This window comes from Flavobacterium sp. PS2 (assembly GCF_046250155.1).
GTDB lineage: Bacteria > Bacteroidota > Bacteroidia > Flavobacteriales > Flavobacteriaceae > Flavobacterium.
The window spans coordinates 4,853,518-4,877,728 of the sequence record NZ_CP176426.1 but is presented as its reverse complement, the minus strand read 5'-3'; the positions used below and the strand labels follow the sequence as shown (position 1 = coordinate 4,877,728).

At 33.3% G+C, this 24,211-nt stretch carries 14 protein-coding genes; 1 reads left to right on the top strand and 13 read right to left on the bottom strand.

Annotated features, from left to right (window positions below; genetic code table 11):
• Positions 1-251: 251 nt before the first annotated feature.
• From ACJ6WR_RS21130 to ACJ6WR_RS21070, 13 genes are all read right to left on the bottom strand, one after another.
• Positions 252-1,613 carry a glycoside hydrolase family 28 protein gene (locus tag ACJ6WR_RS21130; protein ID WP_409416410.1) on the bottom strand — a complete coding sequence of 454 codons (1,362 nt, stop codon included), beginning with the start codon at positions 1,611-1,613 and terminating at the stop codon, positions 252-254.
• A 156-nt stretch (positions 1,614-1,769) separates the two neighbouring features.
• Entirely contained in the window at positions 1,770-2,591 is an 822-nt protein-coding gene (locus tag ACJ6WR_RS21125; protein WP_409417944.1) for a pectinesterase family protein, read from the bottom strand.
• A gap of 50 nt (positions 2,592-2,641) precedes the next feature.
• The gene (pelA, locus tag ACJ6WR_RS21120; protein ID WP_409416409.1) at positions 2,642-3,766 is read right to left on the bottom strand and encodes a pectate lyase; all 1,125 of its coding nucleotides are present in this window, start codon (positions 3,764-3,766) and stop codon (positions 2,642-2,644) included.
• 6 nt (positions 3,767-3,772) lie between these two features.
• Entirely contained in the window at positions 3,773-4,996 is a 1,224-nt protein-coding gene (locus ACJ6WR_RS21115; protein ID WP_409416408.1) for a glycoside hydrolase family 105 protein, read from the bottom strand.
• 21 nt (positions 4,997-5,017) lie between these two features.
• Positions 5,018-6,148, bottom strand: a complete 1,131-nt coding sequence (locus ACJ6WR_RS21110; RefSeq protein WP_409416407.1) for a glycoside hydrolase family 105 protein — start codon at positions 6,146-6,148, stop codon at positions 5,018-5,020.
• Between the two features lie 337 nt (positions 6,149-6,485).
• Positions 6,486-7,454: a DUF4861 family protein gene (locus ACJ6WR_RS21105; RefSeq protein WP_409416406.1), complete on the bottom strand. Its 969-nt coding sequence runs from the start codon at positions 7,452-7,454 to the stop codon at positions 6,486-6,488.
• An 11-nt stretch (positions 7,455-7,465) separates the two neighbouring features.
• On the bottom strand, positions 7,466-8,401 hold the full coding sequence (locus tag ACJ6WR_RS21100; RefSeq protein WP_409416405.1) for an alpha/beta hydrolase fold domain-containing protein: 936 nt from the start codon (positions 8,399-8,401) through the stop codon (positions 7,466-7,468).
• Positions 8,402-8,519: 118 nt separating this feature from the next.
• The gene (locus ACJ6WR_RS21095; RefSeq protein WP_409416404.1) at positions 8,520-10,223 is read right to left on the bottom strand and encodes a RagB/SusD family nutrient uptake outer membrane protein; all 1,704 of its coding nucleotides are present in this window, start codon (positions 10,221-10,223) and stop codon (positions 8,520-8,522) included.
• A gap of 11 nt (positions 10,224-10,234) precedes the next feature.
• Positions 10,235-13,408, bottom strand: coding sequence for a SusC/RagA family TonB-linked outer membrane protein (locus tag ACJ6WR_RS21090; RefSeq protein WP_409416403.1), 3,174 nt, complete (start codon positions 13,406-13,408; stop codon positions 10,235-10,237).
• A gap of 814 nt (positions 13,409-14,222) precedes the next feature.
• Entirely contained in the window at positions 14,223-15,779 is a 1,557-nt protein-coding gene (locus tag ACJ6WR_RS21085) for a DUF4957 domain-containing protein (protein ID WP_409416402.1), read from the bottom strand.
• Positions 15,780-15,815: 36 nt separating this feature from the next.
• Complete coding sequence (locus ACJ6WR_RS21080) at positions 15,816-17,627, bottom strand: RagB/SusD family nutrient uptake outer membrane protein (protein WP_409416401.1); 1,812 nt, start codon at positions 17,625-17,627, stop codon at positions 15,816-15,818.
• 18 nt (positions 17,628-17,645) lie between these two features.
• Positions 17,646-20,855 (bottom strand): SusC/RagA family TonB-linked outer membrane protein, encoded by a 3,210-nt coding sequence (locus ACJ6WR_RS21075; protein WP_409416400.1) that lies wholly within the window; start codon positions 20,853-20,855, stop codon positions 17,646-17,648.
• Between the two features lie 41 nt (positions 20,856-20,896).
• Positions 20,897-22,330, bottom strand: coding sequence for a glycoside hydrolase family 28 protein (locus ACJ6WR_RS21070; RefSeq protein WP_409416399.1), 1,434 nt, complete (start codon positions 22,328-22,330; stop codon positions 20,897-20,899).
• A gap of 292 nt (positions 22,331-22,622) precedes the next feature.
• On the opposite strand from ACJ6WR_RS21070, the gene ACJ6WR_RS21065 reads away from it, so the two are divergent.
• Positions 22,623-23,651 (top strand): LacI family DNA-binding transcriptional regulator, encoded by a 1,029-nt coding sequence (locus tag ACJ6WR_RS21065; protein ID WP_409416398.1) that lies wholly within the window; start codon positions 22,623-22,625, stop codon positions 23,649-23,651.
• Positions 23,652-24,211 lie beyond the last annotated feature (560 nt).

The following is a 24,211-nucleotide window of genomic DNA, read 5'->3' as shown; positions in this document are numbered from 1 at the left end:
TTTGTGACTTAGAACCTTTGTTCCTTTGCACCTTTCTTTCCTCAATCTTGTCACCCTGAGGAACGAAGGGTCTCCGCGAGGAGCTCGACAATTTATGACAAGTTTGTGTTAGTTTCTTGTGGAGATTCTTCCTTCGTCAGAAAGACAAGTTTGGGGTTACTTTATGGATAAACCTAATATTGCGTAGACGCACTGCGGTGCGTCTCTACAGAAAACCTTTGCGCCTTTGTTTCCCTTTGCTTCTTTGAACCTTAGAGCCTTCCTAAAGAAACCGCCGTAGGCACAGTTGCTTTCTCTCCGATAAAAACCTCACTCATCGTTACATTTTCGGCATTACTATTCGAAATTGCATTCTTAGCCGATTTGATTTCGATGTTATCCAATGTGATGTTTTTAACTTTTTTCTCTGGGAATCCCTGAATTACAATTCCTGTTCCCGTAACTTTATTACACGAAATATTAGAGAATGAAATATCTGAAATTTCAGATGGGAAACCGCTTCCCTCTCCATGATAATTAGCGGTAATATACAAGCAATCTTCGACTTCGTCTAATTGGATATTTCGAACAAAAACATTTTTTATATAGCCACCTCTATCCGCATTTGTTTTTAAATAAATCCCTCTTTTTAAGTAACCAACAGTTTTGCAGTTCTCAACAAATACGTTTTTAATTCCTGCCGACATTTCACTTCCTAAAACTACACCATGAAGTCCTTTAAAATTACAATTTCTAATTACAATATTCTCACTTGGCGTATCCGAATTTGCTCTTCCCTCATGGTCTCTACCTGCTTTAATAGCAATATTATCATCGCCATTATTAAATGTAATTCGCTCTATCAATACATCTTTGGCATATTCAGGATCGATTCCGTCGTTGTTATGATTCAAAGATTTATAGCTTACATCTCTAACAGTTATACTTTCGGATTTTAATAAATGTAAACACCAAAATGGTGAATTTTCAATTCTGATTTTCTCAACCAAAATATTTTTACAATTGAAAAACTGAATCATCTGCGGTCTTAAAAAATATCCATCACCGAATTTTCTATCTTTTAACGGAACATTATTATGATTCATTTCGCGGCTTAATTTTTTACCTGCTCCTTCTTTGGCTTTAAAACTACGCCACGTATTTCCTCCTTCGCCATCTATTGTTCCTTCGCCTGTAATAGCAATATCCGTACATCCATAGGCGTATATTAATGGACTATAATTATAAAGCATTGTTCCTTCCCAACTTGTAAGTACCAATGGTAAATAATGATTAGGATTGTCACTAAATTTAATTTTAGCATCTTTTTCTATCACTAACCTTACATTACTCACAAAATGTATTGGTCCATTGAGTTTATAAATTCCTTTAGGAACTATTATCGTTCCGCCTTTATTTTTCTTGCACAATGCCATCGCTTTATCAAAAGCAGGTTTGCTATCACTCACAGAATCTCCTTTGGCGCCAAGCCTCACAACATTTATTTGATACGAGGGAATTACTGGTAATTTAATTCTGCTGACAATTGAATCGACTTTGCTTGTCGGAAAATCAACCGTTTGCGCAAAACAATTGAATGATATTAATAGTAAAAAAAGAAAGCTGTATTTCATAAATTAGACTTCTTAGATTATTAGACTTCTTAGAATATTAGACTTTTGGATTATTAGATTTGAGCCTTTATTGCGTAGACGCACTGCGGTGCGTCTCTACAGAAAACCTTTGTTACTTTGAACCTTTGTCACTCTGAACCTTTGTCACTCTAAACCTCAGTCCCTTTGAACCTTAGAAAAAACATTCTCAACTGTATATTTCTTAGCCTCTTTTTTTGTTAACTGATGCGACCATTTAACTCTTTCTTTTGGTTTAAATCCTTCACCACTACAATTGTATTCGGCATAAAAAGCTGTTTTTTCGGCTTCGGGTTTAGACCAGTTTTCCCAACCTTGTGGTACTATATGATTTCCCATTTTGCATTCTATAAAAACGGTTTTAGCATAAATACGCCATGGTCTCCCCAAGTATACTTGCGTTGCATTTTTATCGGCTGTAAGGGTACAGTTTTTAAAGACAAACCCAAATGCTGCGCCTTCGGGTGTTGATGCTGCTGTTATATATGAATTCTTAAGACTATGAATTTGACAATTCTCGAATAATACGGTGGCTTTCCCAAAAATAAAATCGGTTGTTCCTTCGATATAACAATCTTTAAAATACTGCCTGGAGTTGTTTCCCGAGGCATATAATGTATCTTGGTTTCCTAATATATTACAATTAAAAACATAGGCATTATCTCCCATAATAGATAAAGCAACTGCTTGTCCTATATCTCCTGATGAATTTTGAATCGTTAAATTAGATGCCGAAAAATCATTCCCTTCTACCAGCATTGTGTAGGTATAAAAAGTACTATTTCTGCCTAAATTCATCTTACCAAAATAATCATCGTAGGTAATGATCGTCTTCTCTTTACTCTCACCAATTAACGAAATATTGTTATTGAATTCTGGGATTCGTATTTTTTCATAATACGTTCCGTTTTTAATATGAATCGTTACATTTTCATACGGAAAAGCTTTGGCTGCATTTATCGCATCCTGAATTAACTTAAAATCTCCTGATCCATCTTGCGCAACAGTAATTACGTTTTCGGATTCAGCTTTTTTTTTTCGCTTTTTTCAAAAGCGTATTTTTTCTCCCAACTTGGGTATTTTTTTAAAGGTTCTTTTGGTTCATCTGTGTACCAAGCGTAGCCATTTTTGCGTTCTCCTCCTATTTCGTCCAGAGATTTCTTTTTTACTCCATCTCTATCACAAAAAAATGGTTCGTTGTTGTCTAGCTCCATAAACCTCGCCCAAATTGGTGAAACATTTGTTGCAGGAATCATTTTTTTATCGATAATTTTTCCTGCATCATTTAGAATTCGTTTTTCTTCGAGATTGGTGATTTTAGTTTTTTCAAACCAGGCACAAGCGCTTTTTACTGCTGTAATTACTTCTGGTGACGGATTATCTATAGACATTAATAATAATACTATTTTAGCCGATTCTTTTCCGCTTAAAGATGGTAATTCGTAAGCTCTTGCTTTGGCTGGAGCCAAAGTATTTTCGTCATGTTGTGCACACCAAGCTGTTAAGACTCCGTTTTGTTTGTACTGTGTTTTTATAATACAAGTTATTCCTTTATCAAAAGCAACTTTAGCTTTAGCAACATAATCTTGTGAAATAGGAATGCCATTATAATCTGAAGTTTCTGTGATTTGTTTTAATATTGATAAGATATGAAACATCGAATCGTCGTTGTAGGTAATATGGGTATAATATCCTTTTTTTAAGGGATAAAATTGTGGCCATCCTCCATTATCATATTGTGCTTCTAGCAAATAATCAAGTCCTAAAAGAAATGCTTTTTTATAACGTTCATCTAGTTTTTGCTTGTACATTTTTGCCAGAAAAAGCATTTCCTGACACGTTGCTCCATTATCGGTCGTGATATCGTGTAAGTCACTTTTTAATGCAATTAAACTTTGCTTTTCAGCTTCTGAAAGTCGTTTCTGCATTTCGATATTCTTTGGCCAACCACCAATGTTACGTTGGTATAGCAACACATTCTCGGCAATGGTTTGAGCTTCGGACGTTGCAAACCAAGCCGCATCGCTCTTTCTAATAATATCACTCCAATTTTTATAATTATTTTGTGCTTGCAACATTATGCTACACCCAAATAATGCAATTAGATTTAATACTATGATTTTAATATGTTTCATTTCAAATTATCTATTTAATTCTAATGCTGCCAAAATAAATGGACCTGTTGCTTTAGGATCGTTGTCTTTTTTTCTTTCGTTTACATAATATTCATAAGAACCGTCTCTGTATGGTTTTCCTCCTAATCCAGCCACAGCGCAAGCATTCGTAATTGTAATTTCTCCATCGGCATCAACTTTTATCAATTGTTTGGTTAATCCATCAAAAGATTTGTTTGCGATGTCTTTGTATTTTTTTGGTAAATATCCTTTGTTTGCTCCTTTCGCGAAAGCATAAATAAACATTGATGATCCTGATGATTCTAAATAATTTCCTTTTTTATCTCCCATATCGGTTACCTGATACCAAAGTCCTGTTTTTTTATCTTGAAATTTCACCAAAGCCTCTGCTAATTGATTTAAATACGTAACCAATTCTTTTTGCTTCGGGTGGTCTTTTGGGAAATAATCCAATACATCGACTAATGCCATTGCGTACCAACCTAATGAACGTGACCAAAAATTAGGCGATGTTCCTGTTTCTGGATTTGCCCAAGGCATTTTTTTACTTTCGTCCCAAGCATGAAAAAGCAATCCTGTTTTTTTGTCCAAATCGTTTTTTTGAATTAATTCAAACTGTTTGGCTATATCATTCAGTTCTGCTCCTTTTTCAAACTGGGTTGTATATTGTGCATAAAATGGTTCTCCCATATACAATCCATCTAACCACATTTGGTCTGGATAGATTTTTTTATGCCAGAATCCACCACTTGCAGTTCTTGGTTGTTCTTTTATTTGTTTCCTTAAAAGCTCTAATGCTTTTAAATATTTTTGATCTTTTGTTGTATCATACAAATTAAATAATAAACGACCAGCCGTAACCATGTCTATATTATAGGTTTCAAATTTATAGCTTTTAATACTACCATCTTCTTGAACTAAATCATCAACATACTTTTTTATGTAATTGTAATATTTAACATCGCCTGTCTTTTTATACAATTCTTCAAAAGATGTTAGTACTAATCCGTGCACATAATCCCATTTTGGTTCTTTTAAGTCATCAATCATATAGGCTTCGGGATGGCGTTTCATTATAGATAATGCCATTCTTTCAGACCATTTTAAATCTTTAGAAATTGCTATAGTAGTTTTTGCAGGTTCTTGAGAAATAGTTTTACAACTCATGAATGTCATTACACAAACCAATGCTATTGACCCAAAATAATTTCGTTTTATAATATTCTTCATTTTAAAATATGCTTTATATTTTTATTTATCCAACTCTATTGCGCTCAACATAAATGCTGTTAAAGCTATGGAACTGTTGTCTTTCTTTTTTCCGTTAACATAATATTCATTTGTTCCATCTCTAAATGGATTTCCTCCTAAACCTACATTTGAAGAAACGTTTATTATATTCAATTCTCCGTTCTCTCCAAATCTAACAAACTCTTTTATAAAACCATCAAATGATTTTTCGGCAATCTCTTTATATTCCGAAGGTAAATATCCATTATTTGCTCCTTTTGCAAAAGCATAAATATACATTGCCGATCCCGATGGTTCTAGATAATTATCTTTAAGCGCTGGTTTATCTGTTACCTGAAACCATAATTCCGACTTGTCTTTATAAGTAAGTAACGCTTTCGCTAATTGGTTTAAATACCCAACTAATACTTTCCTCTTCGGGTTGTTTTTTGGATAATAATCCAACGCATCAACCAATGCCATCATGTACCACCCCATTCCTCGTGACCAAATTGTTGGTGATGTTCCTGTTGCTGGATTCGCCCATGCAATTTGCTTGCTTTCGTCCCAAGCGTGATATAACAATCCTGTTTTTTTATCGACAAAATGATTTTGGACTATCTCAAATTGTTTTGCAATGTCATCTAGCTTTTTTCCTTTTTCAAACTCAACTGTGTACCGTGCGTAAAAAGGTTCTGCCATATACAATCCATCCAACCACATTTGATTAGGATAAATTTGTTTGTGCCAAAATCCTCCACTTTCATTTCTGGGCTGACTCTCGATTTGATTTCTCAAAATAACCAATGCTTTTCGATAGCGTTCTTCCTTGGTTAAATCGTATAAATCAAAAAGGATTTTCCCCGGATTGATGTAATCTATATTATTCTCTTTTGCGTCATAACCTGTTATATTCCCAGAACTATCTATCAATTCATTTGCGTATTCTTTTACATAATCCAGATACTTTGGATTATGGTTCTTTTGATATAATTTTTCAAAAGATAGCAATGCAAATCCTATTTTGTAATCCCATTTTGGTTTTTCGGCACCATCAATCTGCCATGCTTTTGGGTATTTGCTTATAATCGAAAGCGCAGTTTTTTCAGACCATTTTAAATCCTTAGTAATAACATATTTATTTTGTCCCATTATTAAACTACTGTTGAACAGAAGAAAAATAATTACCCAATTGGGATGGTTTATCTTTATAAAAACATTTTTAAGCATGTATTTCTTTGATATTTTTGCCACAGATTAAAAGGATTTAATTGATTAATCATGGTGTGTTTACTTTATGCTATTTTTCACGCAGATTAGGCAGATTAAGCAGATTATATTTTTAATCCATTATTATTTTTTGCCACAGATTAAAAGGATTTAATTGATTAATCATGATATGTTTACTTTATGCTATTCTTTACGCAGATTAAGCAGATTATATTTTTAATCGTTTTAATCCTTTTAATCTGTGGCTATTAAACAAAAATTACATTTTGCCTTTTTTATTCAATACTTCTAATCTTTCGTCAACGTATTTTATAAATTCTTCTTTGTTTTTTATACCATCTTTTTCCTGTTCCCAAGCGCCTAAGAAGTAAAACGAAGTTGCTTTTGCGGTTGGTTTAAAAACCAATAAATAATCTAAATCTGTATCGGCTACATTCTCGATTGTACTGGTTTCATAAAAAATCGCCATTCCTAATTTATCAGGAACTAATGATTGTGTTCCGTATGTAGCAAGGTATGCCCACTTTTTATTTTTGCTTTCTTTTTTAAGCAATTCAGCATTTTTCTGTTTTACAATTCCAGTACAAATTCCTTGAATTTCTTTAGACGCTTTAATGGTATGTTGCGTATATAATTGATCTGGTTTAATGGTTAATTCTGATGTAAAATCAATTTTATCTGATGCTGTTTTCCATCCAAAATAATTCACTTTTACTTTAGATTCATTTACCTTATTTTGTACATACGCCAATGTTGAATCGACTTCATAAAAATGTAGTTTTTTATTATCCAGATAACGATCTATAGAACCTATTCCGATTCCTTTTCCTGCTTTTAAAATATCTGCTCCCCAATCGCTCATTTCGTGATAAGAGTCAAAATTGTCTTGTCCTACTATTGGTAAAATCATTTCTGATGTTTTTTTGCCAAAAATATCAATGGCATTTCTCCAGTCTAAGTACAAACGATATCCTATTCTGTTACTTTCCCATCCTGGTCCTTCGTAACGAATATCAAATGAATGATCGGTATGTTCCGGAGCTAATTTTAGTTTATCAACATTCTTAAAAACTGTTCCTCCTATATACTTGCGCCCTTCCCATTTACCATCTGTTTTTACCGATATTTCGGCATAGGTTTTTGCTGTTTTTATATTGTATTTGCTTTGTGCTTTACAACTTGAAAGTCCTAAAATTAATGCTGCCGATACTGTTATTATTGTTTTCATTTTATTCTAATTTATTTAAATATTGTAGCTAAAAATTGTGTTGTGTATTGTACTGTTTCATCAAACCATGGATTAAAAAACCAAAATGAATGCGGCGAATTCTCTATCGTTTTTACCTCGTTATATATCTTATTTTGTTTCAAAATGGTTATCATATCGTCTCTTCCTGCATGAAACCTGTCCAAACTACTATTGATAAGCAGTATTGGTGGTGTGTTTTTATTTGTATGGGTTAATGCTGAAGCATTTTTCCAATTCTTGGGATTTTCTTCATAAGAACCATTTAACCACAAAGCTGCCATTTCTCCCTCTTCGGATTCTGGATGTTTAAAAGCTAAAATTCCATCTATATCAATAATTGCGTTTACTGCTGCCGATGATTTACTCTTAAACAAAGCATCTTCATAAGCTACATCTCCATTTGTTGTACCAATCAAAGCAGCCATTTGACCTCCCGAAGAACATCCTAAAATAGCTATTTTGTTTGGATCCACTCGGAATCTTTTGGCATTATCTTTTATAAACTTAATCGCATTTTTTACATCGTAAATTGCCTGAGGATATTTCGCTTCAAGCGATAATCTGTATTCTATTGCAAGACAAGAATATCCTTTTAATGCTATTTCCTGTCCTAGAACCTGCATTTGTTTTTTATTTCCTGATTTCCAACCTCCGCCATGTATCATGATTACGGCTGGATTTAATTTTTGTTTTTTATTGATGAAAGCATCAAGATGTAATTCTCTGCTTTTCTCCTGATTATAAACTATATCATAAACTGCGTTAACATCTTGATTCTTTTGTGCCTGAGCAATTGTTATAGAGGGATATCGCTTAATTAATTTTGTATAGGTGCTTTTTACGGTGTACGATGTATCGATCCTATACTGACTTTGTACATCAATAGCTTTGAAAAAAAGCAACAAAAAAAGCAATATTCTTATCATCTATAAAAAAATAATTTTTAGTTAAGAAAGGAGTTCGACATATAATCAAACTCCTTTTTAACTAACTCAAAAAACAATAATTTAAAAAAATTATGGAATTACTAATTACTAACGCTTCTTAATATGCTGGATTTTGAGGGAAATCATTATTTCTGTTCAAATCTAATGCTGCTTGTGGGATTGGTCTTAAAACTTTAAGATTTCCATTTTGTCCATTAAAAGCATTTGCACTTGTTACTTTAGGATTAAATAAAACGGTTCTTTGTACTAAAGTTCCTGTACGTTTTAAATCGAACCAACGGTGATATTCACCTAATAATTCTCTTCCTCTTTCGTCTAATATTGTATTAATATCTATTGTTGTTAGTACTGGTATTACTCCTGCTACTCCTCCTCCAGCTCTTTTTCTTACTTCGTTTAAACGTGCTAAAGCTATTGGAGAATCTCCTGCTTTAAAGTAAGCTTCGGCAGCAATTAAATATGTTTCTCCAAGTCTGGCTATGATAAAATCACGTGTACTGCTTCTGTTTGTCGCAACGGTATATGGCGTTGTATTAAAGTTTACGCTTGTTGCACCGCTATATGGTGCTTTTGGATCATCAAATTTACGAACCGGAATAAGGTTATAATCTCCTCCTGCTGCTGCAGCTGAAGAATATGATCCCCAAATATGGTATCCTGTAGGCGTTGTTGCTGGTGCAACTACTTTTCCTAAATCTTTATGTGCTGCTATATATGCATCTCTATCGGCTTGGGTAAACCATTTTGGCTCGTAAAAATGAGCAATTTTTAATGCTGTTTTATCGGCTACATCATAATAATCGTAATATCTGCTATAGATTTCGGTCATGAATGTTCCTTCCCAACGTTTGTCTCCTTTTTCAAATAATGATAAAGCGTAAACTGTAGGACAAAGTGTGTAACTTCTGTTAGGATATGGGTTTCCTGATGCAGCTGCTCCTAAATAAGAACTAAACCAATAGTTTTGTGAACTTCCTAATGATGTTGTTCCTGTAGCATTTGAAGAGATTGAAAATTGAACCGAAAAGATTGTTTCGGCATTCATTTCGTTTCCTGGTTTTACAACATTATCAAATGACACAGCTAATGCCTGACCATTAATTACTTTATCTGCCAAGGCTGCCGCTGTTGCAAAATCTGTTGCGTTTCCGAATGTTTCGTATCCTCTTGTAAGATATACTTTTGCTAATAAATTCTGAACGGCTCTTTTGTTAACTCTTCCTGTATATGCTCCGTCAGCTACTAGCGGAAGTGCTTCATCAAGATCTTTTATAATTTGAGTATATACTTGTTCTGCCGTATTTCTGTCAAATGAAGTAACTGCTGTATTGATATTTTCTAATACTACCGGAACTCCTCCATACGTTTGAACTAATAAGAAATAGGCATTTGCTCTTAAAAATTTAAGCTCTCCTATTCTTGTATCTAATGTGCTTGATTTTTCGGTTATTCCTGAATAATACAATCCTTTATTGGCTTGCTGAATAGATGAATAACACGTTCTATACAACTGATCGACTCCTTGCGAAGAAGATGAAAGAGTTAGATATTTAGCTAATCCTTCTGGTTCTTGATTTCTTCCTTCAGAGTACATATCTGTTCCTGCCTCAAACAACCATGGATCTCCTCCATAAACATCTTTTAAGGCTGCGTAGTTTGTATTTACCAATGATTCAAATCCTGGTGCAGTAATAAAATATTGCTCTGCTGAACCATAGGAACGATTATCTTCATCGATATAATCCGAGCAAGAGTTTAGTGTCGTTACTAGTATTCCTATAATTACTATTATTTTTTTCATCTTTCTTTAATTTAAAATTTTAAACTTAATCCCATTTGTACTGTCATTGTAGACACTCTATTAACTCCTAATGAGGCAGTTGCCCATTCTGGGTCATACCCTTCGTAATTTGTAAATACAAACGGATTCAAGAAGTTTACATAAAGGCGTAAGCTTTTAAGTTTTAATTTATTTAGCAATTCATCATTAAAACTATACCCTAAAGCAATATTCTGAATTTTAACAAATGAAGCGTCTTTATAAAATGCAACATTATTAGTATCATAATAAACTCCTGCTCCACGTGGTAATGGGTTTGTGTTTGAGTATTGTGCAGGTAAACCAGCTCCATTTGCAGGAACATACCAATCTCCTAAATCTAACTTCTGGCGTCCTCTATCGGTCACGTCGGCAAAGTTGTCGTGAAAACTACTAAATACTGTCATTCCCTGATTGGTTATCAAAGACATCGATAAATCAAATTGTTTTACTTTTAATGTTGTAGAGAAACTTCCTGACCATTTTGGATCATAATTTCCTAAGATGGCTCTATCATTATTAGCATCGATTTTACCATCATTATTTAAATCTTTTACTTTTGCTTCTCCTGGTTTTTGACCATAAGAAAGTGCCTGAGCAGCTTCGCTTTCTTGCCAAACTCCATCAAAAACATAGTTGTAATAAGAATGAATGTTTTCTCCAATAAATAAGTTATTCCCCACATCATCTACTTTATCTTGTCCGTAAATAGATTCTAATTTATTCACGTTTTTAGTAAATGTAAAACTGGTTTCCCAAGTCACATTTTCAGTTTGAATATTCTTGGTTACCAAAGCAACCTCAATTCCTTTGTTGCTTACAGAACCTACGTTTGAAGTAATTGTAGGAACTCCAATCTCTAATGGTAATGCTTGCTGGAACAATAAATCTTTAGACAAACGATCATAAACATCTACACTACCAGAGATTCTGTTACGTACAAATCCAAAATCTAAACCTAAGTTTACCTCTTTTGTTTTTTCCCAGGTAAGGTCTGTATTTCCTAAACTTGCAGATGTATATCCGTTTGCAACTGTACCATTAAAATCATAATATGTTGGCACTTTTAAAACGCTTAAACTTGAGTATGGACTTACGTTGTCATTTCCTGTATAACCGATACTTCCTCTTAATTTAAAGTTTGAAACAAATTTTAAATTTTTCATGAATGATTCTTCGTGAACATTCCATCCTAAAGCTACAGATGGAAAAGCTGTCCATTTATTTTCTTCGGATAAAACCGATGATCCATCGTATCGTACAGAAGCTGTTAATAAATAACGCCCTTTGTAAGCATAGTTTAAACGAGCTGCATAAGACTCTAATGTATTTTTGGAATACGGAATAAATATACCTGAAGGAATTAAAGCAATATTACCAGATGGTGTTAATGAATAAGTTGCTTGTGCTCCTGAAGGAAGATTATAAAAACTGGTCTCGAAAGGATTTTCTCTTGAAGAAGAAAAATAAGTTTCGGTTGTATTTGAATAAAAACTCTGAAGTCCTAAAAAGCTAAATACGTGAGCATCTTTTATAGTGTAATTGATATTAAACTGATTATCCCAAGTGTAATTAAAGTTATCTACATTGGTTACATCACCAGATGTTAAACTTTTGTTTTTAAGTCCAAAATCTGTTTGTGCTCCTAATGATCTACCTTCTCTGGCATCCATTTTTCCTGCTGAAAAAGTTGATTTAAATGATAACCAACTTGTAGCTTTGTACTCTGCAAATACGCTACCTATAGTAGTAAATCTTCTTATCTCGTCGCTAGAATTAGCAATTTCTAAAAGCGGGTTATATGAACCTGTTTTATTTATTCCAAGTGCTCCATTTGGATATTTTAAAGTACCTGGTTGTTGTGCATACGTACCTACTATTTCGTTACCCGATGCATCTATCGCCCATGGTGATGTATATGGATTTTGTCTAAAAGCTTCTTGCATTGCAGTTCCACTTCCTAATTGTTCGTCAGTTTTAGACATTGTTAGGTTTACCCCAAATGAGATTTTATCATTTATCTTATGATTCAAACCTGCCTTAAAAGTATATTTATCGATTCCTTCATTATCAATAACTCCAGTTTCTTTTTGTGCACCTAAACCTATGTTGTAAGCCAATCCATTATCGGCACGACCCGAAACTGTAAAGTAATTATTTTGTGTCATTCCGCCTTTAAGCACAGTATCTTGCCAATTGTAACTTTGGTTATTTGCTACCCTTTGAAACAAAACTGCATTGGTTCCGCCTTGACCTACAGCAGCATTTAACTCCGTTGGATCTATATCCATATAAGTTGGATTACTTGCAGAAATAGAAGTTGCCAAAAATGCTGATTGATGATAATACCACCATTTTTCAGGACTCATTAATTTAGGTAATCTCACAGCTTGTTTATTACCATAAGAAGTATCAAAAGTAACTGTTACACCAGCTTTGGCATTTGTTCCGTTTTTTGTAGTTACAATAATAACTCCACTTCCTCCTCTTGAACCATAAATTGCAGCCGAAGATGCATCTTTAAGTACGTCCATTCTGGCAATGTCTTGCGGATTTAAGAAATCGATATTATCTGTAGGCACTCCATCTACTACAAAAAGAGGTTTTGATCCATCTTTATTAATAGAGTTTGCTCCTCTTATAATAACATTAAATCCGTCACCAATTCTTCCTGAGTTTGAAGTCACCTGAACCCCCGCAATACTTCCCTGAATTGCTTCCATAGGATTGGTAACATTTCTTTCGGTTATTTTGGCAGATGATAAAGTATTTACTGCTCCCGTAAGATCTGCTTTCTTAACAGTTCCATACCCAACAACAACTACCTCTTTTAGAGAATTTGTATCTTCGATAAGGCTTATATTAATTTTTGATTTTCCAGCAACGCTCACTTCTTGAGTCTGGAAACCTAAATAGCTTAATACTAAGGTAGCTTTACTGTTTGTTACATTTATTTTAAAACTTCCTTCAAAATCTGTCGAAGTTCCGTTTTTAGTTCCTTTTTCTAGAATATTCACTCCTGGCAGAGATAATCCAGCGGCATCGGTAATTTTTCCTTCTATTACAGTAGATTGAGCATTTATGGTATTGCTCAACAGAAAATTCAGGAAAAATAAAAATACAAGATTGTATTTTATTTTTTTCTTTAATAATGGTTTAATGTTCATAGTTTGGTTTTAATGGTTTGGTTAATTGATAGTATTTTAATTCATAATTGATTCTATTTTTTTATCATTAGATAGGTAGTAATAAAATTTATGCTTTTAATATTCTTTAGTAAATAAACCTAATCTGCTTTTTTTTGCGATTAATCCCTCTTTTTCCATGGATTGGATTCAGAAATATTATGAACTTGTTTCTCTGTATGAAAAACCAACAGTATAATCACATTAAAAACTGCAACTATTTGTGACGTTATAAACTTACTTACAATCATCTATATCGATTATTAATGCCTTTTCTGAATAAAAAACAACAATTATGTAATCGATTACACGAAAGTATAAAATTAGTTTGAACGAGCCAAATTAAATTAAATAAAAATTACGTATTTAATTTATATACAGGATTAAAATTACAATAAGTGTAAAAAAACTGATAATTTGTTATTATAATAATTTAAATAAGATTCAAATATTACATTAAAGTAATCGATTGCTTTAAGTGTTCAGTTTCAGCTTGCAGTACTAGTTTACAGTTTCAGTTGTGGTGATTGAGAGATGTGAAATGTAAATTGTATAATATTTTAATCATAGCTCACGGTTTCAACCGTGTGATACAGGTTGTGATAATGTATTGCGCTCCAACGGTTGAAACCGTTGGCAATGTCTATAAATTGCGGAGAAAGTTTGTGGAGAAAAATTATCTGTAAGGAGCTACATACTGAGACTGGTACTGTAAACTGACACTAAACACTGAAGCTAAAAAAAGAGATATGCAAAAAATTGCATACCTCTTTTTAAACTAATTTATAAGATAACGCTATTTAAACCAACGCGGATCTCCTACATTATTCTCTTTTAATGTCTGATTTCCAACTGTAAAATCACCATTTAAAGCATTTGTGAATTTAGGATCTAATGTTGTGTAATTTCCAGAATTATCAAATTTTATAGGAGTTGCAGCTGTAGTAAAAAGTGCAGCTGAATTATAATAATTATTATTTACAAATGTTGGAGCTACTGTTACAGCTTGATTTGCAAAGATTGCAGCTGTTTGCGCAAACAATGTATTACGAATTGTCGTTGCATTAGATACAAAACGTATGTACAAAATTCTATTTGAAGCAGTCATTCCATTATTAAATATCGTACAACCATCAATTAATATATTAGTGATTAAACCTGTCCCTGTTAAATCTTTGGCATTATCTATACGGATAAAATCACGTCCTAATGCACAATTATTAAACGTACTGTTTTTTAATGTAAGCTGTCCTAAATGAGCAATCCTAAAGTCAATAAAATCACCATTATTAGTCAATACATTTGTTACAACAGTGTTCTCTACTATAGCCGAACCAACTCTTGTGTTGGCTTGACTTGAAGATATTAATGATTTTCCGAAATCATGGATATTACATCCACTTATTAAAAGCGGACCATACGTTACATTTGCTTCATTGTATTTAACAGCATCAGTAAGAGTTTTATCTCCGTTTAAATCTAAATCTATCAAATTAAGAATTGTAGATCCATTATTAAGTGAGAAGTTTACATGTAGTAATGGTTTCTTATAGCTATATAATCCTCTAATAGTGATTGATTTATTTAAACTGATTGTGCCTTTAAAAACAGTATAATCACCAGGCATCAATACTAATACGGCTCCTGGCGCAGCATCGGCAATTTTAGCACTTAAATCATCTTCTGGTTTAACCAAAATTCCTGTTCCTATATCAATTCCTGTTGTAAAATCTAAAAAACCTCTTTTTTTAGTACCATTAAACAATTCTGCTCTATAAGGTGTTTCTCCTTTTAATCCTGTTATTATCGCAATTCCGTTTGCTTTTTCTTCTGCAATTACAACATGTTTAATGGCGCCAGGATTAACAACTATTTCTGTTACATTACTATTAGCAATCCATCTCAAGGTAACTTTATTCGACTCTATGTCGCCATCTTGGCTAGCTAAGAAAATTTGCTCTGATGATGTGGTTGCCTTAGTAACAGACCATTTAGAATCTTCTAATCCTGTTGAACTCACTGCTTTTATTCGAATTGAATACGTTGTTTCTCCTTCTAATTGTATACGAACCGGCAATTCTTGTGGATTAACGTTAACTGTTTTATAAATAGTCTTAAAATCTACATCATCTGCGCTAAACTCTACAACATAATGATCTGCATCTTGATTTACAGTCCAATTTAAATCAACTGCAGTTTGATTCCTAACTACCGCAGTAAGACCTATAGGCGAAAACTCTCTGGTTGCTCCTATTCCGTCTAGTAATCCTTCATTATAAGTTTCGCAACTAGCAAAAGCAAGCATGAACAATAATGTGGCTATTAATCCTTTTAGTATATATTTTATTTTCATAAACTTAATAATTTATAATTAGTTTTAAGTTAGATATTAATAGCCATAATCATTAAACAATTTTCCATTGCTTCCTTCAATAAGCTTTTGCCATATTGGCCAAAACTGTCTTGTATCTGGATCAACTCCAATCTTGTAAATCGAATTTATCTTACTATCCGTAAGTGTATTCCAAGGAGAAGAGCTATAATCTGGTCCTGGATTTACATTCTCACCGCGATTTAATCCATAAATATCAAGAGTTACATTATCAGCTTTGTACTTATAATACAAAGTAGTTGGTACATCGGCATAATCTCCTGTGTGTTTTTGCAAATCAAACATTTTTTGCTTGGCTTCGTCTAATTTTACTTTAAGTAAATTCCAACGAATAAGCGCTTGTTTACGTTCCATTTCTCCAGTAAACTCATATTTATTTTCATCTACAATAGCATTGAACATTGCTGTTTTACTACTTAAACCATTTACGTAATTATCTACTTTTTGACTCTGATCTCCAGCAGCAAAAGCTCTTCTGCGTATTTCTTTTAAGTAAGGTGCAGCAGCTGCAGGACCTTCTAATTCATTAGCAGCTTCCGCAGCAATTAAAAGCACTTCGGCATAACGCATATAAATTTTATTTACTCCATCATCATTTGTAGAAGTCACAAAACGAGTCATCCATTCGTAACGGTATTTACCAAAATACCATTTATTTAACGCTCCTAATTCTTGCTTGGCAATTCCATTTACAGGTTTACCATATAAATAAGGCACACAGGTAACATCTCTACGACTATCTGCTTTATCGTAATCATAAAAAATAGTAGGTAGTGGTCCTGCCGAACCTCCGCGGTTAGGTCCATTTGCATGAAATTGATCTACATCTGTATGCTTTACAGCAAAACTGTATAACATTCTTCCTCTACCATCTGCAAAAGGAATTTCCCAAAGAGATTCCCCTCCTGCCGTAATATTTTCCTGGTTGTATTTTCTCCAGAATGTTTCAAACGAAGGTTCCAAATTAGCTTTTCCACTCTGAATAACCGAACGAGATTCATCTAATGCCAATTTATACATTTTATCTACCGAAAGTTCTGTATCATTACTTCTGTGAACACCGTCTGGATATTGCTGAAATCCACTAGCAACCAATGCTAAACGAGCACGTAATCCTTTTACAAAAGCTTTATTAATTCGTTCTACACTTGTAGTAGCAGCACTTTCATTTGGCCATGGAACTAGTGTAGCGGCTTCTCCCAAATCCTGAATAATTTGCTTATAAATTACATCACGACTTGATTTTGGCAAATAAATGGTTTCTGTATTAACTGGCTCAAAACGAGCAGGTACATCGCCATGTGCTTTAACCAAATCTGCGTAAAATACAGCGCGTAATGTTAATGCCTCTCCTAATAAATATCCAAATTCTGTTCCTGGTTTTGGGTCACCATATTTACGAATACCGTTGATACAAATATTAGCTCGCTCGATTCCCGTATACATAGATGTCCAAGGGTTACCTCCACCACCATCTGTTACCTCCAGATTCATCTGGCTATTGGTAGGCTTTGCGTCGTAAATACTTAAACTTGCTTTATCATCAGAAGTAGATTCTGAAGCATTATACCACTCAGTATCAGTATTAAATCCGTAAAAAGGAAGAAAACGACCTCTGTGTCCATTAGTTTCAGCGAAGGCCACTTTAATTCCATCAACTGCACCTTTGGTTAATCCCTCATTAGAAAAAATATCCTGTTCATCTAATGTTGATTTTCCGGGAGCATCCAAATAATCTTCTGAAAACTCTTGGCAAGCACTAAAAAGACTTGCTAAAATTAGTCCTGCTATTATTATTTTATGTTTCATCTTTTGATACGTGTTAAATTAAAAAGCTAGATTTAAACCAAAAACCATTTGCCTGCTACGCGGATATGCAGAATAATCTACTCCTGGAGTTAGCGGTGTTTTTCTTCTTGTAGAAACCTCAGGATCAGGTCCTGAATAATTCGTAAGAAGGAAAACATTAGTAGCTGTTAGGTAAAATCTTAATTTAGAAACTCCCAATGCCGAAATAAGAGAATTTGGAGATGTATATCCTAATGTAAGTGTATTAAGTCTTAAAAAAGAACCATCTTCGACCGCCCAATCATTAAAAACAAAACGATTCATATATGGTGACCACATTGTTGTATTAGCGTTAAGAGCTGCTAATTGAGTAGGATCTGTTACTAATTGTCCAGAAGCTGGGTCAAGATTTGTCCATCTGTTACCATCGGCCATATCAGTACTTAAATTTCTATATTGCCCATTTGACGTAGAAGTCGTAAATTCAACTTTATTAGCATTATAAACATCATTGCCAATACTATAGTTAAAAGAAGCTGAAAGATCAAATCCGTAAGCGTTTCCGTTAATTACAAAACCTCCACTATATTTTGGGTTAGAATTACCAATTATTGTACGATCATCTACAGTTACCACTCCATCACCGTTTAAATCTTTTAACTTCATACTTCCTGGTCGCACAGAACCAACAATACCCGAGCTGTTTGTAATTCCTGGTTTTAAAGTATATTTCGTTCCATCATAATCAAAATCAGACACTTCATAACGACCATCATTCTTAAAGCCATACATCATACCTATTGGCTGACCCACTTTTACCTGATAATCACCATCTATCGTCGAATTCCAAGTACTTGAAGGATTAAAGCTATCCATAACTCCAAGAGAATTAATGCGATTTTTATTTATACCTACGTTAAAAGAAAAATTCAAACCATAATTCTGTTTTTGTAATGCCACAACATTTAGAGTAGCTTCAAAACCTGTATTTTGAGTTTCTCCCATGTTTCGATATTGGCTCGAATAACCTGATCCTGCTATAAGGAAATTTATCAAAAGATCTTTAGTTACATTTTTATACATTTCTACAGAACCATTTACACGGCTTTTAAAAAAATCAAAATCTATTCCTAAGTTCTGCGTTACTGTAGTCTCCCATTTTAAGTCTGGATTAAACAAGATCGTTGGTGCAGCCCAATAGTTTTCTGTACCATCTATCCATGCAGATGGCGTTGATTCTAACGTTTTTACTGTTTGTCCAGTCGGGATATTATTATTCCCAGCTTCACCATAACTCAATCTTACTTTAAGTGAGTTTATCCAAGAAACCTCTTTTAAGAAACTTTCTTCAGATATTTTCCAAGCTGCTGCTGCTGCAGGGAAAAATCCCCATTTATTACCGTCGGCAAACTTACTCGAACCGTCGGCACGATATGTTGCTGTAAAAATATAACGGTCTTTATAATCGTAATTTAAACGTCCAAAAAACGAAAGTAATTTATCATCTGCAAAATAATAATTATCTACAGAGATAGGTTTACCTTGTGATGTCAATTTTTTAGCTTGTTCAAAATCAAAAAACGTCGGAAAACCTTGTAAAGTAGTATTTACATCATTTCTTTGATAGTTAATAGACTCTTCTCCTACAAGGATTTTTAAATTATGATTATCACCCAATGCTTTTTTAAAGTCATAATTAAGGGTATTTGCGTTTCTAAAACGAACTTCTGTACGATCACTCATTATAAGTGCAGGCATTCCTTGTAGTGTAGCTGCAGGTTTATTGGCCACATAATAAGTAGAACGTCCGTAAAAACGAGAATCCAAATAACTATAATTATCAAGTCCTAAATCTGTTTTAAAAACCAGTTTATCAGTAATTTTCCATGAAAAACTACCTAACATATTAAAGTTTTTTCTAAGCTGCTGGCGGTCATTATCGGCTACAGCCACAAAAGGATTTACAAGATAACCCGATACTGCCTCATCTGTATCATCTGTAGTTAAGCCTGGCATTGGTAATGGCGAATATCCCACAGCGTGTTTTAAACGAGAATCATTTGATGAAACTTCATTTTGCTCATTAGCTCCTCCTCCGTTTATTTCTGAATTAGAGTAACGCATCGTAAAGGTAAGATCAACTTTTTCACTCGCTTTACTTTTTAGCGCAAGCGATAAGTTATCTCTTTTAAAATCTGAACCTTGCATAATTGCAGTTTCATCATAATGCGCATAATTAAAATTGAAATTAATTTTGTCCGAACCACCACGTATGGCTAAATCGCGGCTTTGTACTTCTCCTGTGCGACCATAAATTTGTTTTTGCCAGTTATCCCCTTTTAAACCTTTGTAAATATCATAATCTTGCCATGATCCAAAATATTTTTCATACGAATCTACATTTCCTTTTTCGAGCAAAGCATATTCATATTGCCACTTTACAAAATCATCTGGCGCAAGAACATCAATTTCATTTGCCATCTTTTTCATTCCGTAGAACATATTAAAGTTCACTGCAATTTTACCATCTTTACCACTTTTGGTAGTAATAATAATAACTCCATTTGCACCTCTGGAACCATAAATTGCTGTAGATGCAGCATCTTTTAAAGTGGTAATAGTATCAATATCAGATGGAGAAATATCATTCATACTATTTACAGGAAATCCATCTACTATTATTAATGGTGAACTATCTTGCGTTAAAGATCCTCCACCACGAATTCTAATTTTAACTTCTGAATCTGGCGAACCTTCTGAAGATATTACCTGAACTCCAGCTATACGCCCTGTTAGAGCTTCGGCTACGTTTGCAATAGGTGTCTTTCTTACATCGTTACCCGATAAAGTAGAAACAGCGCCAGTTAAATCCCCTTTTTTTACTGATCCGTATCCAATTACTACAACTTCGTTTAATGTATTGGCATCTTCACTTAATACAATATCTATTTTGTTTTTTCCTGTTAGAGCAACTTCTTTGGTTTTAAATCCTATAAAAGAAAAAGTTAATATCGCTTTCGGATTGGTAAGTTTGATTTTATAATGTCCGTCAAAGTCGGTCGAAACACCATTCTTTGATCCTTTTTCTAATACATTTACACCCGGTAAAGTTAAACCTGCGGCATCTTTAACGGTACCTTCTATTGTTACATCCTGAGCAAAAATTTGATTGCTCATGAAAAATATCAGAAAAAAGGCCCAGACAAAATAACTTCTTGTCCCTTTTTTTAATAAATGGTTATTATTCATAAATTTGGTTTTAATAGTTAAGGTTTGTTTGTTTTGGTAGTTTATTTTATGCTTTTCATTTTAACACCATTGATGTAGGTATTATTAAACTTTAAATTCTTTACATGTTTAAGCGAATATGGTTTTTCTACTTTATCGATTCTAACATTGGTAAACGTGATATTTTCTATAGGCGATTGCTCATATCCATCGGCAAGAATACCAAACTTTCCTCCATTTTTTACTTTAATATTTTCTAGATTAATGTTTCGTATTGCTGGAATAAAATCACCTACTTGGCTACCATAGATATCATAAAACATGGTAACTCTCAAAACACTTTCGGCAACGGTTCCAACTTCAATATTCCTTACATAAACATTCTCTGTAAGTCCACCTCTTTTTGAGTTGGTTTTGATTCTAATAGCTCTATCTAGATTAGGGCTGTCCATGATGCAATTTTCTACAAAAACATTGCTTACACCAGCAGATATCTCACTTCCCATTACAACACCGCCATGACCATCTATCATTTTACAGTTTTGAACAATGATATTTTTACTTGGAATTCCAACTCTTCTTCCATCCCCATCTCTACCAGATTTTATGGCAATACAATCATCACCAGTATTAAAAGTGCAGTTTCTGATAATTACATTTTGTGAATATTCCGGATCGCAACCGTCGTTATTAGGACCATGACTTATTATAGTTACACCATCGACAATTACATCTCTGGATTTCATAGGATGAATAACCCATGAAGGCACATCGATAATTTTTACATCTTTTACCAAAACAGTATTACACTCGAAGAATTCTAAGAAGTTTGGGCGTATATAATATCCTTCTCCAAAAACTCTTTCGGCTACCGGAGTTCCTATTTCTCCCATTTCTACCAAAGCTGGACGATTAAGTGCATCATTCTGGCTCGGCATTCCTTTTTCCCAACCATACCCCTTACCAGCCCAAGTCCACCAGTTTTTAGTACTAGATTGACCGTTAAGCGTTCCTTTTCCGGTTACTGCAACATTTGTTTTTTTGTAAGCATATATAAAAGGAGAATAATTCATCATTTCAGTCCCTTCAAAAGAGGTATGAACTATAGGATAATCTTTAGGATTTGTACTAAATAAAATCTCTGCATTATCATCCAGAAACAAATTCACATTATTGTCTAAATGTATTGCTCCTGTAAAATATTTTCCGTTTGGCACTACTACTTTACCACCACCACTTGCAACACAAGCTTCGATAGCTTTTTTAAACGCTAGCGTATTATCTGTTACACCATCAGATATTGCTCCATACTCATTTATGTTAAAATTTTTATCTGGAAATTTTGTAGTAGGAATTTTTTTAATTATTTCTTCCATTTCCTTCCATGGATTTTTTTGAGCTTGTAATTTAAAAGAAGTAATACACGATAAAAATAAAGCTGTAATTACTATATAAATATATTTAGTATTCGCAAGTATTGGTTTATTTATAAGCATTGTGGTATAGTTTTTAGAATTCGTTTTCAACAATTAAATATTTTAATGTAATCGATTACACGAAAATATATAATTACTTTGAATGCGCCAAATATATTTAGATAAAAATTAGATATTTAATTTTTAATCACAAATAAAATTATATTTAGTTCAAAAAAAACTAATAAATTATTACTATAATGCACTTTTAAAAGCCTTACTAAAGAAATAAAGTAATCGATAACAACTACCAGTCATTAATGTTAAAAAAAATCTTATTTTTGTAACTTACTAATAAAAAGACTACTGCTGCATGAGCGAAAAAATAACTATTTATGATATTGCCGAAAGATTAAATATCACTGCTGCTACTGTATCTAGAGCATTAAATAATAATCCTAAGATCAAAGAAAGTACGCGTAAGTTAGTTATAGAAACAGCTGCTGCGATGAACTACAAACAAAACAGACTTGCTCTTGCTCTACAGAGTGGAAGAAGCAATAATGTAGGTGTTATTGTTCCTCGTATAGATAGTAACTTTTTTGCTTCGGTAATTAGAGGTATCGAAGAAGAATTACACCCACATGGTTTTCATGTTATTATTTGTCAAACACATGAGAATCCAAAAAGAGAAAATGAAAACTTACATACATTACTTGATGCTCAGGTAGATGGGATTTTAATGTCGGTTACCGATGTTACAAATGAAAACGATACAGCATTTATGAATATCGTTAACAATAATGTTCCGCTAATATTTTTTGATAGAAAAAAAGACATCAACGGAGTAAGTTCTGTAACAATCGATGACTTTAAAGGTGGATACGAAACTACCAAACATCTTATTAATCAGGGATGTAAATCTATTGCACATTTTTCTGGAGATCAGTCGCTGGAAATTTTCAAAAACAGGTTTCTTGGTTACAAACAGGCTTTATTAGATTCTGGATTAACATTTGACGAAAAATATGTTATCCAATCCAAGAGTAGCGTTGATGCAGGAAAAGAAGCATTAGATATTTTAATGCAATACGATACGCCACCAGATGCTATATTTTCTTCGAGTGATTTTGCGGCTTTGGGAGCAATTCAGGAATTGAGAGCCAGAGATATTAATATTCCAGCTGATTTTTGTGTTGCTGGTTTTAGTAATGAGCCTTTTACTAAATTCATGGAATTATCTATAACTTCTGTAGATCAGTCTCCACTAGAAATGGGTAAAATGGCTGCTCGTGTTTTCTTAGAACAAATGGAGAAAACAGATAAAATCATGATCGAAAAAAAGGTAGTCCTGAAGCCTGAATTACACATCCGTAAATCATCTGCAAGAACTACCCATTAATATTTTTAAACATTACGTTTAAGTTTTTTTACCATTAAGGTATTAAGAAAAATTAAGTTTTATAAGTGTTTCACTTAAATGAACTTATATAACTTATATGGTTAACTTTTATATTTTAAACCATTTTTACCATTTAGATATTTTCTTTTTACCATTAAGATATTAAGAAAAATTAAGTTTTATAAGTGTTTCGCTTAAATGAACTTATATAACTTATATGGTTAACTTTTATATTTTAAACCATTTTTACCATTTAGATATTAAGAAAAATTAAGTCTCCTGAAGAAGTAAATCGTAAAACTTATTATTTTAAGTAAAACAACCGCGAACTTGTCACCCTGAGGAACGAAGGGTCTCCACAAGAAACTAACACAAAGTATTTTTTAGGTTGTCGAGCTACTCACGGAGACCCTTCGTTCCTCAGGGTGACAAGATTGGGTGGGAATTAAACAAAAAAAGACCATCATTTCTGATAGTCTTTTACTTAACTTTTCTTAATATCTTAATGGTTCAAATCTTTGCGCTCTTTGTGTAAATCCTTGCGTCCTTTGCGGTTAAAT

Excerpts from the sequence above, each read along its gene's own strand:
- ACJ6WR_RS21130 (WP_409416410.1), bottom strand. The coding sequence starts at position 1,613 with ATGAAATACAGCTTTCTTTTTTTACTATTAATATCATTCAATTGTTTT.
- ACJ6WR_RS21115 (WP_409416408.1), bottom strand. The coding sequence starts at position 4,996 with ATGAAGAATATTATAAAACGAAATTATTTTGGGTCAATAGCATTGGTT.
- ACJ6WR_RS21095 (WP_409416404.1), bottom strand. The coding sequence starts at position 10,223 with ATGAAAAAAATAATAGTAATTATAGGAATACTAGTAACGACACTAAAC.
- ACJ6WR_RS21110 (WP_409416407.1), bottom strand. The coding sequence starts at position 6,148 with ATGGGACAAAATAAATATGTTATTACTAAGGATTTAAAATGGTCTGAA.
- ACJ6WR_RS21080 (WP_409416401.1), bottom strand. The coding sequence starts at position 17,627 with ATGAAACATAAAATAATAATAGCAGGACTAATTTTAGCAAGTCTTTTT.
- ACJ6WR_RS21100 (WP_409416405.1), bottom strand. The coding sequence starts at position 8,401 with ATGATAAGAATATTGCTTTTTTTGTTGCTTTTTTTCAAAGCTATTGAT.
- ACJ6WR_RS21085 (WP_409416402.1), bottom strand. The coding sequence starts at position 15,779 with ATGAAAATAAAATATATACTAAAAGGATTAATAGCCACATTATTGTTC.
- ACJ6WR_RS21075 (WP_409416400.1), bottom strand. The coding sequence starts at position 20,855 with ATGAATAATAACCATTTATTAAAAAAAGGGACAAGAAGTTATTTTGTC.
- ACJ6WR_RS21070 (WP_409416399.1), bottom strand. The coding sequence starts at position 22,330 with ATGCTTATAAATAAACCAATACTTGCGAATACTAAATATATTTATATA.
- ACJ6WR_RS21090 (WP_409416403.1), bottom strand. The coding sequence starts at position 13,408 with ATGAACATTAAACCATTATTAAAGAAAAAAATAAAATACAATCTTGTA.
- ACJ6WR_RS21105 (WP_409416406.1), bottom strand. The coding sequence starts at position 7,454 with ATGAAAACAATAATAACAGTATCGGCAGCATTAATTTTAGGACTTTCA.
- ACJ6WR_RS21065 (WP_409416398.1), top strand. The coding sequence starts at position 22,623 with ATGAGCGAAAAAATAACTATTTATGATATTGCCGAAAGATTAAATATC.
- pelA (WP_409416409.1), bottom strand. The coding sequence starts at position 3,766 with ATGAAACATATTAAAATCATAGTATTAAATCTAATTGCATTATTTGGG.